This window comes from Exiguobacterium sp. s35 (assembly GCF_018617535.1).
GTDB lineage: Bacteria > Bacillota > Bacilli > Exiguobacteriales > Exiguobacteriaceae > Exiguobacterium > Exiguobacterium aestuarii.
The window spans coordinates 140924-158066 of the sequence record NZ_JACSKI010000001.1; the positions used below are offsets into that span (position 1 = coordinate 140924).

Here is a 17143-nt window from a genome sequence, read left to right on the forward strand (position 1 = left end):
TATTTTAAAAACTATTTTGTGACAACGAACCAAATAAAATATTGTCTATACCCACGTTTTTTAAGGGATAAAACCTAAATTAGGTCAATGTCATACGAATGAAATATAAGTGTAAAATAACTTTTGGTTTAGATTGATATAATGAGTCACAGAGCGAATGAAATATCGCAACTTATCTTATAGAAAATACTTGAACGATTATAGATAAAAAATACACGGGAATCAGCGGAGGGAAGCACATTGGGTAACTTGAAGAAATTTGCAGCCACAGTCACTCTAGGCGCACTCTTGATCGGCGGAACGTCACCGACTTATGCAGCCTCACTTACAGAGAAGCAGAAGAAAGTACAAGAACAACGACAAAAGAATAGCAGCGAGCAGTCGAAAGCAAACTCTTCGATTCAATCACGTGAGCAAGCCATCAGCAAAGAGCAACAAGAGATCAACAAGTTAGATGCTGAACTCCAAGACGTCATCAACGATGTCGCTCAGAAAAAAGCTGAGATCCGTGCAACTGAAGAAAAAATCAAACAGCTTCAAGAGCAAATCAAAAAATACGAAGCAAAAATGAAAGCACAAGAAGAACTCATGAAAGACCGTATGGCGACGATGCAAAAGAACGGTGGCTCGTCAGTCAACTGGGCTGAGTTCATCTTCGGTTCAAAAGACTTCGGTGACTTGATCACACGTATGATCACAGCTGGTACGATCCAAGAGAACGACCAACAGATCTTCGAAGAATATGAAGCAACGAAAGAAAAACTTGCAAAAGCGCAAGCTGAATTAAAAGCAGAACGCGATTCACTCGTGAAGCAAAAAGAAGAACTTGAAAAACGCCAAAAAGAGCTCGATCAAAAAATGAAAGAGCGCGCAGCGAAAATCAAGAAACTCGAAGCTGAAAAAGTGAAATTCGAATCAAAACTCATGAGCCTACAAGAGATGGAAGATACGCTCAAAGCTCAAGAGAAAGCGATCCAAGCAGAAATCGAAGCACAACGTCGTGCTGAAGAAGAAGCACGTCGCGCAGCGGCAGAAGCAGCAGCTGCTAAGAAGCAACAAAGTGCAAGCTCAAGCAACAGTGGTTCTAGCGCTTCAGTGTCAACACCTGTAGCATCAGCACCAGCGAGCGGCGGGATGTTCCAACGTCCGGCAAGCGGTAGCCTCACACAAGGATGGGGACCAGCGAGCGGCGTAAACGGCTACACATTCCACAACGGTCTTGATATCGCTGCAGGAGTTGGTACGCCAATCTATGCAGCAGCTACTGGTACAGTCACACGAGCTGGATGGGGTGGAGCATACGGAAACCACGTCATGATCACACACGTCATCAACGGACAAGTGTGGACGACAGTATACGCACACATGAGCTCAGTCTCAGTTAAAGCAGGTCAACGCGTGTCACAAGGTCAAAACCTTGGCGGCATGGGTAGCACTGGGAACTCGACAGGTTCACACCTTCACTTCGAGATTCACCGTGGTGGTTACTCATGGTCATCATCGAGTGCAGGAAACACAGTCAACCCAGCATCATTCTTCTAATCAACACAAAGACAGTGATCGACGAACGCGTCGATCACTTTTTTGTTGTTTGATACACGATAAACGTCAGGAGTGCGGCACCAATCACACTGAGCCACAACGTGTCGATGTTCGGGTCATCGAGGATGCTCTGTCCACCGACGATTAACATATAAAGAAGGAGTGCCACGCCAAGTGCACGTAAAATAATTCGGAATCTAGCCATGAAAAATCGCCTCCACCTAATAGTATAGGGGAGGCGATTCGTTTCATCTAGCGAGTCGGACCCAAGCAGAGTCCATAATCTGTTCGTACCCGACTTCTCGATAGATTTTGTTTGATGTCGGGTTCGTCAAGTCCGTATAGAGGACACAGAACGATTTCGTCTCAAGTAATTGGCGGCTAAGGTCTGCAACGAGACTTCGTGCGTAACCTCTTCCACGTGCGTCAGGTGACGTATAGACGAAGGAGACGGTGATGCCGTTCTCGGTCGGACGTGAGCGTTTCGCACACGAGACAAGCTGTCCATCGACTTCCCAGAATACGGCGTCATCATTATTGAGCATCGTGTCGATTGCTTTCGTCACTTTTTCAGGTGGCGACGAACGAAGTCCCGACTCAGCTTCAAAGGCGCTATACCAAGTTTCGAGCTGTGCTTGGTCGGCTGTTGTCGCTTTTCGCATGTGGCCTTTCGCCATCTCGATGTCTTCCACTTCGTCGAGTCGATAAAGCCCTTGGGACATGAACATCTCACTCGTTCCAGATGTGATCTCTTGCCACGCTTTCCCGAATCGTTCGGCTTGAGCACGTTCTGAGACCACCTCGATGAACGAGATCTCGTTTTCGAGAAGGTGCGGGATGATGAAAGCGGGGAGTTTTTCCTCTTGTTCCGAGTCCACGACGATGTAATGGAGCGGATGGGGCGGTGTCACTTGAAGGATGGCGAGGAGTTTACCATTCTCTTCGACGGTAAATTGATGAAACGCCTCATAAACGCCTTGAATCACGTTATTCAATACGCCGATCATTAAGCTGTTCTTGGCTTCTTCTTTTAACAATGCGTCCATGACGCGGTCAGCGAAGTGATTCGGGTCTTTCCATTCAATCCATTCCATATGTATCTCTCCTATTCGATGTAGACAAAAACGGACAAACCTGATGGCTTGCCCGTTTATGCGTTGTACGTTATGCGATATCTTCTTGTTTCGACGCTGTGTTGTCGAGAAGTTTCGTGTTGTGTTTGAAGTAGTGGATAATTTTTGCGATGGCACCGTCACCTGTGACGTTTGTAGCTGTCCCGAAGCTATCTTGCGCCAAGTAGAGTGCGATGACCAAGCTTTGCATCGTCGCGTCGAACCCGAGAATCGAGCCGAACAATCCGAGCGATGCCATAACGGCTCCACCTGGAACACCAGGTGCTGCAATCATCGTCACACCGAGTGCGAGGATGAATGGAAGGACGATCGCGTATGACATCGGCATGCCGTTCAAGTACATGAGTGCGACACCGACCGATGTGAGTGTGATCGTCGAGCCTGACAAGTGAATCGTTGCCGAGAGCGGGATGACGAAGTTCGCGACACCCTCATCCGTGTTGTTCAATTTCGCTTGGCGAAGCGTGACTGGAATTGTCGCAGCCGATGATTGCGTCCCGATAGCTGTGAAGTAAGCCGGCATCATCGTCTTGAGCAACTTGAACGGATTCTCTTTGTTGAGACCACCTGCGATTGAGTATTGAATCATAAGCATCGTCAAATGAAGGACGATGATTGTGACGAAGACGAGTGAGAACACCGAGAGGATCTCAGCGACCTGACCAGCGTACGTCATGTTCATGAAAATTCCGGCGATGTGGAATGGGAGTAATGGAATAATGACTTTACTGATTAAGAGCTCGATGATATCGCGGAAATCCATGGCGAGGTCGAGTGACCGTTTGCTTTCAATCGCGGCAATCCCGATCCCGATGACGAAAGCTAAAATGAGTGCGGTCATGACACCGAATACCGGTGGAATCTCAAATTCCATGAACCCTTTCAATAAGGCTTCTTCTGGGTTTTCGGCTCCTTCCGTCGACCGTGACAAAATTTGAGGGAACAAGTTGCTCGTTGCAAAGTATGCGAGCGTCCCTGCGACAACTGTTGAAGCATAAGCGATGAGTGCTGTAAGTCCGACTAACTTTCCTGCTCCTTTACCAAGTTCCCCGATTCCTGGGATGATGAAAGCAAGAATGATCAGTGGGATGGCGAAGCCTAAGAACTGCCCGAAGACCGTGTTGAACGTCACAAACGTCCGAACGATCCAGTTCTGACTTTCTGGTACGATGCTCCCGAGCAGAATCCCGAAAGCGATCGCGATGATGATGCGACCTAAGAGGCCAATGCGTAATTTCAAATCAATCACCCTTTCTGTTTGTTTGAATAGTTGATATTTTCGCACATTTTACGAAATGATGCCACCATCTCTTGCAATTTTACTGAAGAAAGACGTTTGACAACTTCATAGAAGGGTAATAGAAAATGTTGTACATATCAAGGGAAGGGGCTTCTCCTTTTCCTAATATAAAAACGATGTTATGATTAATGCTGACAGACGTAAAGGAGGGGTGCGCGTGCAGTTACAACGAACAACGATTCACATTGCGGGTCAAGACTATACGATCGTGAGCGAAGAACCCGCTGATCATGTGAGGGAAGTAGGCTTTTTGGTCGACAGTAAGATCCGCGAGATTCGTGAACAATCCCCTCATTTAGATGCTCGTCAGGCAGCGGTCTTGGCTGCGATTCAAATCGCGAGCGACCACGTCAAAACTAAACGAAATATGGGAGAATAAATCAATCCATGGTTACGCTACTTATACTGTTTTTCTTGTTTATTGGAATCGTCAACGGCTTCCGTCGTGGCGCGATTCTACAGCTCGGCCATTGGGTCGCGCTCATCATCAGTTTTCTCGTCGCCAACACGTACTATAAAGATTTAGCCGAAGCGTTCAAGCTCTGGATCCCGTATCCGTCTCAGCTTGATGGAACGCTCCCTGGCGGCGTCTTGGACCTCAACTCGCTTTCAGGGATTGAGATGACGTTTTACAATGTCTTTTGGTTCGTCGTCTTGTTCCTCATCACGAAACTTGTCTTGCATCTCATCTTGGCGATGCTCGACTTCTTGACAGACTTGCCGATTTTGCGCCAATTAAAAGGGTTGATTGGAGCAGTCCTCGGATTCTTCGAGGCGTATGTCATCACATTCTTCATCCTTTGGGTGATTGCGTTCGTGCCGATGGCAGGCGTTCAAAATGCTGTCGACAATTCGTCGCTTGCGACATTTATCATTCAAGACACGCCATATCTATCAGATTGGTTTTCAAATAAGATGTTGTGACACGACAGGCCGGAATGCAAGCTAGTGCTTGTATCTCGGTCTTTTCTGTGTGAAGAGGGGGAAGCATATGAATAAAGTAGAAGCGATGATGTTGCTCGAGAAGATTGCGCAATATATGGAAATCAAAGGGGAGAACCCGTTTAAAATCAATGCGTTCCGTAAGGCCGCAACGGCTCTAGAGAATACGGACCTCGAACTCGAGGACATCGACGACTTGACGTCCATCTCAGGGATTGGCAAAGGGACGGCGGCCGTCCTTGAAGAGTATCGCGATACAGGTCGCAGTGAGGTGCTCGAAGCGTTGCAAGAAGAAATCCCGTTCGGTTTGATGAAGCTCTTGAAAATTCAAGGGCTCGGCGGGAAGAAACTCGCCAAACTCCGTGAAGTCGGGGTCGTCGACTTAGAGTCCCTCATTCGTGTGCTTGAAGACGGGACGGCGGCATCGCTCCCGGGATTCGGGGCGAAGAGTGTCGAGAAGCTACTCGCCGCAGCGAAGAACCTCGAGTCGCGTCCGGAACGATTGGCATATGCGGTCATGCGACCGATTGTCGAAGAGATTAACGATGTGTTGGAAAAGGAAGAACTCGTCTTGCGTCATTCAGTCGGGGGAAGCTTCCGTCGAGCAGAAGAGACATGTAAAGACCTCGACTTTATCATTGCGACCGAGGAGCCGATTGCCCTTCGAGAGAAGTTGCTCGCCTTGCCGTTCATCAATGAAGTGATCGCGGCAGGGGAGACGAAAGTATCGCTCGTCCTCGAACGTGAGGAAATGGTGTCGGTCGACTTCCGTATGGTCGAACCGGGCGCATTCGCCGCGACACTCCATCATTTCACAGGCTCAAAAGACCATAACGTCCGCATGCGCCAACTCGCGAAAGCGAAAGGGGAGTCGATTTCGGAGTACGGAGTCGAAACGGCAGACGGGCTGTGGCAACCGGAAACGGAAGAAGAACTGTTCGAACGGTACGGACTCCCGTTCATCCCACCTGAACTTCGGGAAGGGCACGCCGAGTTCGAGCACGACTTATCGAAACTCGTCACGCTTGAGGACATCAAGGCAGACGCGCATATGCACACGGTCTGGTCGGACGGGAAGTTGACCGTCGATGAAATCGTCGTGGCGATGAAAGGGCGCGGCTATGAGTGGATGGCCATCACCGACCACGGGAAGTATTTGACGTTCGTCAACGGCTTGACGGAGGAGCGACTCGAGGCACAAGGTGAGGAGATCCGCGAAGCCGCGAAGACACATGAGATGAACGTGTTGCGTGGTGTCGAGATGGATATCCGTCCTGACGGGACGCTCGACTATGAGCCAGAATTTTTAGAGACGCTTGACTATGTCGTCGCCTCGATCCATTCGAAGATGGACCAATCCGTCGACGAGATCATGGCACGTCTCGAGAACGCCTGCCGTTCACCATACGTCAACGTGATCGCGCATCCGACGGGACGACTCATCGGTCGTCGCGACGGTTATCCGATTGACGAAGACAAGTTGATCGCCCTCGCGAAAGAGACGGGGACGGCGCTCGAATTGAACGCGAACCCGAATCGCCTCGATTTGACGGCATCGACGCTGAAGAAGGCGAAGGCGGCGGGCGTCAAAGTAATGATCAACACCGACACACACCACCCAGACATGATGGAAGATATGGCACTCGGCGTGTTACACGCACGGAAAGCCTATCTCGAACCATCGGATATTATTAACTGCTTCTCGTTTGAAGACGCCAAGGCGTTCTTCGCGGCGAAGCGATAGAAAGGAACATGCTAGATGGACCACGCGTTACGCGTATTAGAATATGAAAAATTGCGCCAACAGCTTGCCGGACACGCGTCGAGCTCGCTCGGGAAAGATTTGGCGCTCAAGATGCAACCCGACTACTCGTACGACCGGGTACTCTCGAATTTGAATGTGACGAAAGAGGCGACCGAGGTCGTGCGTCTCCGTGACCGTCTGCCGCTCGGTGGGCTCACAGACGTCCGCGCGGAAGTGAAGCGGGCCGCCATCGGCTCGGTCCTCTCGACGAGCGAACTGCTCGCCGTCGCGGCTGTCATGTATGGTGGGCGTCAAGTGAAGAACTTCTTCGAGAAGCTGCACGAGGACAACGAAGAGATTCGGATCCCACGTCTGGATGAGTATGCGGACAAGTTGACGAAGCTCATCGAAGTCGAACAGTCGATTCGTCATGCGATTGATGACCAAGGGACGGTCCAAGACTCGGCGAGCTCACAACTTCGGGGACTTCGGACACAGCTCCGAAGCTATGAAGGCAGTGTCCGTTCACGAATCGACAACATCCTCCGCAACAACGCGAAGATGCTCTCGGATGCCATCGTCACGATTCGAAACGACCGCTATGTCGTTCCGGTCAAACAAGAGTATCGCCAGGCGTTCGGCGGGATTGTCCATGACCAGTCGGCTTCTGGTCAGACGCTCTTCATCGAGCCGCAAGCGATTGTCTCGATCAATAACGAGATTCAAGAAGTTCGCTTGAAGGAACGCGCCGAGATCGATCGGATTTTGAGCGCGCTCTCGAACGAAGTCGGTGGGGTTCATGATGCGATCATGACGAACCTCGACGTATTGGCCGAACTCGACTTCATCTTTGCGAAAGTCGCCTACGGGCAAGAGATGAAAGCGACCGAACCGAAGTTGAACGACAACCGTGAGATCAAGTTGAAACAAGCACGTCACCCGTTCATCCCGAAAGATGAGGTCGTGCCGATCACGGTCGAGCTCGGGGAAGACTATACGTCGCTCGTCATCACCGGACCGAACACCGGCGGAAAGACGGTCACGTTGAAGACGATTGGACTCCTACAGTTGATGGTGCAGTCAGGTCTCTACGTGCCGGCAGAATTCGGAACAGAGCTCTCTGTGTTTGACGCCGTCTATGCCGATATCGGCGATGAGCAATCGATTGAACAGAGTCTCTCGACGTTCAGCTCGCATATGACGAACATCGTCGGCATGCTCGACAAGATCGACTTCATGTCACTCGTCCTCTTCGATGAGCTCGGTGCCGGGACGGACCCGCAAGAAGGGGCCGCCCTCGCCATCGCGATTCTCGATGAAGTGAAACGTCGCGGGGCACGTGTCGCTGCGACGACGCACTACTCGGAATTGAAGGCATACGCCTATAACCGTGAAGGCGTCATGAACGCCTCGATGGAGTTTGATATCGAATCGCTCAGCCCGACGTACCGCCTCTTGATCGGTGTGCCGGGTCGCTCGAACGCTTTCGAGATCAGCCGTCGTCTCGGATTGTCCGAGCAAGTCATCGACAAGGCACGTAGCCACGTCGGTAGTGACGCCGAGTCGGTCGAATCAATGATCAACGAGCTCGAAGCGGCGAAACAACGCGCCGAACAGCTCGAGCAAGAACTTCTCGTCAAACGCCATGACTTCGAAGAAGAACAGGCAGCGCTTGAAGCGAAGATGACCGAATTCGAACGCGAGCGCGACAACTTGTACAGCGCGGCCGAGGCGAAAGCCGAGAAGGCCGTCGAACAGGCGAAGCGTCAGGCGAACGAAGTCATCGACCGCTTGAAGAAGCTTCGGGAGCAGGGCATCGTCAAAGAGCATGAGATTATCGCAGCGAAGAAAGAGCTCGAGTCGGCCAAACCGACGCTTCAAGACAAAAAGATCCAAAAAGTGAAACAAAAAGCCCAGCAGAAACGTACGTTCAGTAAGGGCGAAGAAGTGAAAGTGACGACGTTCAACCAAAAAGGCTACATCGTGAAACAAATCAACGACAATGAGTACAACGTTCAAGTCGGCATCATGAAAGTGAACGTCAAAGCGGACGACCTTCAGAAGATTGGTCCATCGAAAGAGAAGCCGCTTCAATCGAAAGGAAGTTCGCTCAAACGTCAGAGTTCGACGAAGTCCGAGCTCGACCTCCGCGGCGTCCGTGTCGAAGAGGGGCTCATGCGTTTAGATAAGTATATCGATGAAGCACTCGTGTCAGGCTATGACAACGTCCGTATCATCCATGGTTTAGGTACAGGAGCGATGCGTCAGGCGACACAAGAATTTTTAAAAGGACATCGTCACGTGAAGAGTCAACGCCCAGGAGGAATGGGTGAAGGTGGACTCGGTGTCACGGTCGTCGAACTGAAGTAAGGGGAGTCGGGGAATGGGTACGATTACGTTTGCCGTCATGCTGGAATCGTTTGGCCTCTATTCGATGGCGGGACTGATGATTATCGTCGGTCTTGCCATCTTCGAGGTGACGACGCCATACAGCAACTGGCGCGAGATTCAAAAAGGAAATATCGCCGTCGCTTTGGCGACAGGTGGGAAGATTGTCGGTCTCGCCAACATCTTTCGTGTGGTCGAGAGCTATCATGATAGCACGATCGACATCTTCGTCGGTGGAGGATTTGGCTTCATCTTGCTCCTCGCGACCTACTGGTTGTTTGAATTTTTGACACCGACGCTGAAGGTGAACGACGAGATTCAAAAAGGAAATATCGCCGTCGGGTTGTTGGCATTCTTGCTGTCGATCGGGGTCTCCCTCGTCGTCGGCGCGGCATTGGTGAGGTGAAGACATGGTATACGAACGATTGGCAAAAATCTTGTTCATCGGGGCCGGGCTGTTCTTAGTGGCAGCGGCGCTGTGGTATATCTTTTATTGAGGAGAGCGGCGTCCACGGACGTCGCTTTCCCTCAATAAATATATTATATATAAGCTATTTTACATAGATATATAAACTAAATGAAAGTGAGTTGAAAGAGAACATATGAATAAAAATAATTATAAAGAAGAGGAGTTAAATCTCTCATTGATGGAGAGGGCTTCCAACTATAGGAACATACATTTAGCATATCTAAGAACTAAAAATAATTTTATGAATTTAGAACTTAAAAATCATTTTGAAATTGAAAATTTTGAAAAAAACATTCCTGAAATATATGATGATATTAGAAATATACTTTTAAAAAACAAAAATCATGAATTTAAACCTTTAGAAATTTTACAAAAACCTAAAAAAAAGAAAAAAGGCATATGGGATAAGAGACCGATAGCTAGAATATACTTTTTTGATGCGGTAGTTATTCAATCTATTATTAATATTTTGTCCGAAGAATTGAGATTTATGTTACCGATTTCAAATTTTGGTTACAGATTAAACTCTTATGACTCACAAAATATGTATCAATATTGGAAAGATGGTTATTCACAATTTGTTAATAAGGAGATTGAAATATCCAACAATAAGAGATTTGAGTATGTAATAGAATTAGATATAAAAAATTTTTATCCAAGTATTGATCGAGATTTGCTTTTAGATGATATTAAAAGTGTTTTGGTGATAAAAGAAGAAGACAATGTATTTATAGATTGGATAGAAATCATACTAAACTTAAAAGCTTTTACAGTTGAAGGGGAAGCATATATTCCGGATGGATTACCTCAAGGACCTCTTTATTCGCCATTGTTTGCATTGTTTTACATTAGAGATTATTCAGAATCAATAACTAATACTAGTGCCAGTGCTGCATGTTTTAGTTATGTAGATGATATTAAAGTGTATTGTGAAACCAAAGAAGAAGCAAAAAATATAGAAGTTAAATTTTCTCAATATTTAAAAGAAAGAAGATTAGAAATCAATAAAGAAAAATCATCTATAAAGCAAATAAATACGAATAAAAAGAATGAAATAAAATTAATGAGTAAAGCTTCTAATTTAGATAGAGCACTTAGAGATGAACTGATCATTTCATCTAAAGATAAAGATGAAATGAAGGAAAAATTGAATAACTTAAAAAAAGAAATTAGAGAACAGCATATCGGGTCTGACGAAAGTGAAAGTAAGATAGAAGAACGGTTAAAGCGATTTGTAGACTATAGGCTTATAAAGTTATTAGATAATGACTTCAAAAATTGGTTCGAGGAATTAACTTTACATACTTCAATAGATAATTTAGATTCAAATTTTGTTGCTATGTGGCATGCTCTGTATTTGAGCGCTTCAACACGCAAACAAAAATTAATATTTATTGATAGGCTACTAAATTTACAAACTCAAGATAATTTTGAAGAAATAAATTATGTTGAATATATAATTCAAACATATCTATTAAAGTGGTCACCTCATGAAATGAAAATTTCAATAAAAAAAATTAATAAGATATTAGATATTGGATTGAGCCAAAAATCTTTAGTCATGAAGAAAGCGTTATTAAAAAATATTCATAGCGATTGGATTCCATATGTAAATAATTATATTGAATCTATTTTCCCATATGCGGATGAAGAGCTAAAAAACTTATTAAGTAAATACTCTCATAATACTGATTTTCAAATAAATAATAATCGTAAAAGACTAATAGTCGATGAAGAATCAGTAATTCATTTTACTAGCGACTCGTTTAACATAAAAGAAGATTATTTGGCTTCGGAAAAAATAAAAAATATTAACTATACGCTTCTTGAGCAAAAAGAAAAATTTTTGGCTTGCTCTATAGATAATTCATTCCAAAATATTTCTGAAATTAATCTAAGCGATTTAGAAATTCAAAAGCTACTATTCAACCTTGTGAAGTGGCTTGATACTCAATTTAACTTTACAGATGAACGTATCCCTTGTAGTGTATTTCATCCGGATTATATTTATATAAAAGAGGATTTAATACAAATTATTGGAAACCCATTACATAAGGAGGATATCTATTATTATCATTCTCCAGATCATTTATGGAAAAAAGCATTAATTGAATTAATACAAACTCTTTATAAAATAAAATTCAGTGAAGGTATAGATATTTTCAATGAATTTAAGTCCATTAGTTTGTGGAAGTATAGAGTTATAAAAAGAATTCAGCACAAAAATTTCACAATTAAGGATTTTATTAGTTTTGTATTGTCGATGACATCGGTAGAAGATCAACTAGTACCGATTAGCTTTGAACAAATTAGTCTCAATAAAATATTTAATCACTATATCAAAGACTTTGAGTCATTCGATAAACTATTATTGATAAGTAATTTTGTAGAGAACAGCTGGAAAAATGGAGCTAAAGAATGTAATTTCTATACACTACATAATCACGAGCATGCTAGATATTTGATTAAAAATATCCATGAAATCATTATGAATTCTGATTTTTCGATTTATTTAAACTCTAAAGAGGCATTTAGATTGTTCGCAGCTTGTTATTTGCACGATATTGGTATGCTTAGTGCGCCAGATAATGATATGTTGAATGATACAAACAGAAAAGATGTAGCAAGTATGTACTCAAATGTATCAAATATTTTAACAAAAGCAACTTCAAGAACGAGATCTAAAAATAAAGAGTTAAAACTCCCATACATTTATGATATACATTCAGAAGTTGAAAAGATTCGAGAAGGAATTGTGAGAGATGAGCACCCGAACGTCTCGGAAAAAGAACTTGTCACCGATTATCCAAATTTGCCATTGACAGTTGCAGAAAGAAGAGACATAGGTTTGATAAGTTCTGCTCATGGAGCATATAAATCAGAAATAAATAATTTAAGTGAACTATTACATGATGAGAATCATCCCATCCAATTGAAATTACTATCTTTGTTACTAAGGTTGGCAGACCTATCAGATGTTTCTAAAGACAGAGTGAGAAAAGAAATTATCGAGAGAAATTACGATAGAATGGAGGATGAGTCTATATTTCATTGGATAAAACATCTAAGTGTCGATCATTTTAATATTGAAATGGAACGTCCTAAACACTCAACTGAACCATTACTTATAAAATTGAGCATTACTCATAATTATCTTCCGACTGGAAATATCCCAAAAACTACACTCAATAAAATATGTGGAACAGAATGTAAATTTGTATTAAGCGATAACGGCTTAGAAGGAGAAACTTTAGAGGGCTTTTATGAGGAAGGGAAAAAAAGTATTAAGGAAAAGGGATGTGACTTCAAATATTTTGAAGATAACACTTGTAATTTGACTTGTGCTTTTGTAAATAAGTCATACAATTGGTTTTATGCAGAAATTGTATATCTTAACATGTATTTAAGTAAGAAAAATATTAATGTACAATTTGATTTAAATATAATGCAAAGCGAACATGCTAATAAAGATTTTTATTATATATTTAATAGAAATGAAAAACATACGGCACAGGAATTTATGCATAATTACTTTAGTTGATGATAAAAAATATGTATTAGTATATCAAGTTTGGTTAACCAATTTTTTTAAAGTCGCAGAAGTTCAATATAAACTAATGCGATTAAAACAAAGGAGCGTCATCCCGAGAAGGGATGACGCTCCTTTGTTTCGATTACGGTACATCAATCTTGACGGTATACACTTTCGGCATGGCATCACTCGAAGCGAACAAGACGAGTGTCTTCTCATTCTCTGGAACGAGGAAGACTAAATCAATTTCGGATTTCTCGCCTGGCTTGTAACGGAAGCCACCTTGGAACGCTTTCTTATTGTGGTTGACCATGTCGACGGGGCTGTATTCCGTCCCATCTGGCGAGTACATGCGGAATCCGTTCGGACGATAGTCCGCATAGCCACCATAGCCCTTATCTTTGTCATACAACGTAAGTGGTAGACTGACGAATCGCTTCCCAGCTTCCGGTTCCGTCCCATCAGGTGAAGCAAAGACGGGCTGTCCAACTTGGAACTCACGTTTCTTCATTTGTGGATCTCCGATAAACGTTTGGAACGTACCGAGGTTCATGATTTTTTGAAGATCATCTTCTTTTGTTGTGGTGGCTTTTGCTTCTTTCGGTTTATCTGCTTTTAAATCAGCCTGTTTCGCACCCGTCGTCTGTGCGGTCGGGGTTGGGGTCGCTTTTGTCTCTTCCGTGACCGGCTTGACTTCTGGTGATGTGAAGACGAACAAGCTGATGATTCCGACGACGAGTGCCGTCGCCGTTGTCCCGAGGACGAAGCGGAAGCGTTTTTCGACTTGTTTTTGGTTGACGACATGACCACCGATCGCTTCAGCCGGCGTGATGCGAACTGCACGCTCAGCAGGAAGCAATGCACCTAAGACACCTGTCACGACCGGAATGAGGATTGTCGCAAACAAGAACGGTAGCTCTGACGTCGGGAACTGTTGATACATGATCGTGACGATGATGATGGTGAAGGTCACACTGAGTAGTCCTGCGAAGAAGCCAGTCAACGCACCTTCCGTCAAGACGAGACGACGGATGGACGTATTCTGCCAACCGAGCGCTTTCAAGACGGCGAGTTGTGGTTTTCGTTCAGAGACGTTTTGCCACATGATCTCGGTTGTCGTCAGCATCGCGATTAGTAAGGCGACCCCCATGGCGACGTAGTGCATCGTCCCGACTTCGAGTGCCACGAACTCCCCAATCCAGGTCGTATACAAGACACCTTGGAGGCGGAACGTGACGAACAAGAAGAAGCCGAACAGACTCGTCGGTAAGGCGATGGCGAGAATCGACAACAACGTCCGTGGCCAATACGTCACGAGTTGGTTCAAGCTCATGCCGACGCTCGAGCGAGAGCGGCCGAGACGTCGGCCCTTTGAGACTTCACCTGACTGCATCGTCTCATATGGCTTGATGCGACGGACGAGTCGAATCGGGATGAGTGTCCCGAGCCAGTAAATCAAAAGTCCGGCGAGTCCAATCAAGAGGATACGGGTGATCGATGTCGAGCCTGCGGCCGTCCAAAGGAACGTCCCGAGAATCATCCACGAGATGAGCGCGACCATTGACCCGAGGATTGTGGCTTCTAAGAATAACAGTTTCGAAAGCTGACTCGGTCGCCAACCGAGCGACAAGAGGATGGCGAACTCTTTCTTCCGTGCGTACAACATGATGATGTTCGAGCTGAACACATACAGCATCGCGACGAGGATAACGCTCGCGACGACACCGGAGAAGCCGAGCTTCGCTTCTTGGAAAATCGTGATCGACGACCCGATTTTAATCCATGGCTGCTGAATCCAACCGAGCGAACTTTCTCCTTTTAAACCAGGGAGATAGGTGACGGCGTATTGTGGAGACGAACCGAGCGTGACGTCCGTGATGAGACCGGTCTTATCCTCGATCTCCTTGGCGACCGCTTGGAGCTTCGCTTCACTTTCTTCGTTCAAGACTTCCACGCCCTTTACGTTGACGCGAATGGCCGAGATGGCCTTGTCACCGGCGATGGCGAACGCTGCATCGAGTGTCGTCAACATTGACGGTGGTTTCGTCAAGAAGCTATACGGGTTGTTCGTCGGTTTGACGGTCGTCGGTGGGTTGACCGGCTCGTCTTTCGAGTTCATGACCCATTCGGCGCTTGCCGGGAAATACGTCTCCATCGGAAGTTCCGTCAACGGATCTTTCGACAGCTTTAGTTTCGATGGGTCGAATAAGCCGATGTAGTTATATTTCACTTTCGGCACTTCGTTGAGGTCTTCCGCGTATAAATTGGACTTACGATACATACTTTCTTGCCCATACTTCACTTCACCCTCAGCGAGGAACGGTTTGATTTGATACGAGTACGGCCACCGTTTCGGGAACGGGCTCGTCACGCCTTCATAGACGAGTGGAGATGCCTTCTCGGAAAGCCAAGTGTAGTCAACCGTGACACGAGGGTCTTGCGGCTGTGGTGTTCCTTCTAAAATGTGTTTCGTGATATTGTCGTGCATTTGTTGTGCTGTAAAGTCGTATGAGGCGACTTTCGTACCTTTCAAGCTATCTAGATACTCTCCTTTCCCTTTCTCGAGATAGGTTTTGATAAAGGCTTCTTGGTCGCTCGTATCGGCATCGACTTCTTCGATGGTGTAGTTAATCGAGGCATCGACATAGTCTTTTGTACTCATCAAAATTGGAATGGTCGTGATGTCTTCGTCGTAAGGCTCTGGAACGTCCTCTTCATTGAAGTAACGACTGAACGATGTCGTTTGTACGGCATCGTCTAACCCGACGAGTTTCGCTTCGGCGACCGGGTCAATCCCCGCGAGCATGACATCACTTCCGTAACTGAGTGGGAATTCTTCATATAGGGCGGTTGGTCCGATGCCGATGTGTGTAGAATCGCCGTTCGGCATCCAGCCGACCCAAAAGTAGGCTTTCAGGTCTTGAAAGTCATTAATTTTTTCAATGCCCGTATCGATGAGCGTATTCATCTTAAGGCGATAAAGTCCTGCTTTATCAAACGTATGCGTTTGTGTGAACGAGCTCGAATAAGTCGACCCAATCATGGCGATTGGAGCTGCGACATCGATGTCGGCAATCTGTTGAATCGTCTCGTATTGTTCTCGCGTGATCCCGCCTTCGAGTCCGCTCATATAATTCGGCTCGAGCAGGTTCAAGTCCTCGGTCACGCTTCGGCTGCCTTCCGGACGGACGACGATGTGATAAGACGAGTCCCAACGCTTTTGCAGCTCGTTGACGACCGTCCCGTTATTCGCCTGAGTCACACCGAGAAGATAGCTGAGCCCGGTACTGACGATGAGCATCCCGACCATGAGCAGGATGAACCGTTCTTTATTCCGCCACCATGAATTCCAAATGAACTTAAGCATGATGGACGTCGCTCATGGCGACGACCTGCCCGTCGCGCATCTCAATTTTTCGGTTGGCCCGGTCGGCGAGTTCCGGGTCATGGGTGACGAAGAGGACGCCACATCCGTTCTCCCGATTCAAGCGGATCAACAGGTCAAAGATGACGTCACCCGTGTGTGTATCGAGGTTCCCCGTCGGCTCATCGGCGAGGAGCCATTTCGGACGGTGGATGAGGGCGCGAGCGACGGCGACACGCTGTTGCTGACCACCTGACAGTTGGGATGGTAACGAATCAACTTTGTCGCTGAGACCGACTTCTTTCAACAGTTCGAGCGCACGTTCGTGGACGTCGTAATCGACTTTTCGTCCGAAGAGCGGGGACATGACGTTCTCAAGCGCCGTCAGTGTCGGGATGAGATGGAACTGTTGGAAGATGAAGCCGATGTTCTCGAAGCGGAAGTCCGCGAGCTGTTTTGCAGAGAGCGTCGAGATCGGTTCGTCGTTGAAGAGCAACGTGCCCTCTGTCGGACGGTCGAGTGTACCAATCAGACTGAGGAGGGTGGACTTCCCAGACCCCGATGGTCCGATGATGGAGATGAAATCCCCGTGCTCGAAGCGGAGGTTGATGTCTTGCAAGGCGACCGTTTTGACGTCACCCGTATCAAACCGTTTTGTTAAGTGTTCGCATGTGAAGTGATGAGCCATACCGTAAATTCTCTCCTTTACCTAATGTTTAGTGAAAATAT

Annotated in this window: 12 protein-coding genes; 7 read left to right on the plus strand and 5 right to left on the minus strand. The window is 46.1% G+C overall.

The window, feature by feature from the left end; all coding sequences use genetic code 11:
* Positions 1–240: 240 nt before the first annotated feature.
* Entirely contained in the window at positions 241–1542 is a 1302-nt protein-coding gene (locus tag KNO75_RS00755; RefSeq protein ID WP_214819321.1) for a murein hydrolase activator EnvC family protein, read from the plus strand.
* 34 nt (positions 1543–1576) lie between these two features.
* On the opposite strand, the gene KNO75_RS00760 is transcribed toward KNO75_RS00755, so the two are convergent.
* The 3 genes from KNO75_RS00760 to KNO75_RS00770 form a co-directional block, all read right to left on the minus strand.
* Positions 1577–1747 carry a hypothetical protein gene (locus KNO75_RS00760; protein ID WP_214819323.1) on the minus strand — a complete coding sequence of 57 codons (171 nt, stop codon included), beginning with the start codon at positions 1745–1747 and terminating at the stop codon, positions 1577–1579.
* Between the two features lie 43 nt (positions 1748–1790).
* A complete protein-coding gene (locus tag KNO75_RS00765; protein WP_214819325.1) occupies positions 1791–2636 on the minus strand; it encodes a GNAT family N-acetyltransferase in 846 nt (281 codons plus the stop codon).
* Positions 2637–2706: 70 nt separating this feature from the next.
* Complete coding sequence (locus KNO75_RS00770; RefSeq protein ID WP_224860322.1) at positions 2707–3915, minus strand: dicarboxylate/amino acid:cation symporter; 1209 nt, start codon at positions 3913–3915, stop codon at positions 2707–2709.
* Positions 3916–4132: 217 nt separating this feature from the next.
* Between KNO75_RS00770 and zapA the strand changes: the two genes are divergently transcribed.
* From zapA to KNO75_RS00800, 6 genes are all read left to right on the plus strand, one after another.
* Entirely contained in the window at positions 4133–4354 is a 222-nt protein-coding gene (gene zapA, locus KNO75_RS00775) for a cell division protein ZapA (RefSeq protein ID WP_015881047.1), read from the plus strand.
* Between the two features lie 8 nt (positions 4355–4362).
* Positions 4363–4899 (plus strand): CvpA family protein, encoded by a 537-nt coding sequence (locus KNO75_RS00780; protein ID WP_074032727.1) that lies wholly within the window; start codon positions 4363–4365, stop codon positions 4897–4899.
* A gap of 67 nt (positions 4900–4966) precedes the next feature.
* Positions 4967–6661 carry a DNA polymerase/3'-5' exonuclease PolX gene (polX, locus tag KNO75_RS00785; protein ID WP_214819327.1) on the plus strand — a complete coding sequence of 565 codons (1695 nt, stop codon included), beginning with the start codon at positions 4967–4969 and terminating at the stop codon, positions 6659–6661.
* A 15-nt stretch (positions 6662–6676) separates the two neighbouring features.
* Entirely contained in the window at positions 6677–9031 is a 2355-nt protein-coding gene (locus KNO75_RS00790) for an endonuclease MutS2 (protein WP_214819329.1), read from the plus strand.
* A gap of 13 nt (positions 9032–9044) precedes the next feature.
* Positions 9045–9455 (plus strand): DUF350 domain-containing protein, encoded by a 411-nt coding sequence (locus tag KNO75_RS00795; protein WP_214760452.1) that lies wholly within the window; start codon positions 9045–9047, stop codon positions 9453–9455.
* 196 nt (positions 9456–9651) lie between these two features.
* Positions 9652–13059 carry an RNA-directed DNA polymerase gene (locus tag KNO75_RS00800; RefSeq protein WP_214819331.1) on the plus strand — a complete coding sequence of 1136 codons (3408 nt, stop codon included), beginning with the start codon at positions 9652–9654 and terminating at the stop codon, positions 13057–13059.
* 133 nt (positions 13060–13192) lie between these two features.
* Here the strand turns inward: KNO75_RS00800 and KNO75_RS00805 are convergent, their stop codons facing one another.
* A complete protein-coding gene (locus tag KNO75_RS00805) occupies positions 13193–16417 on the minus strand; it encodes an ABC transporter permease (RefSeq protein ID WP_214819333.1) in 3225 nt (1074 codons plus the stop codon).
* Complete coding sequence (locus tag KNO75_RS00810) at positions 16410–17102, minus strand: ABC transporter ATP-binding protein (protein ID WP_214819336.1); 693 nt, start codon at positions 17100–17102, stop codon at positions 16410–16412. Before KNO75_RS00810 ends, KNO75_RS00805 begins: the two co-directional genes overlap by 8 nt.
* Between the last annotated feature and the right edge of the window lie 41 nt (positions 17103–17143).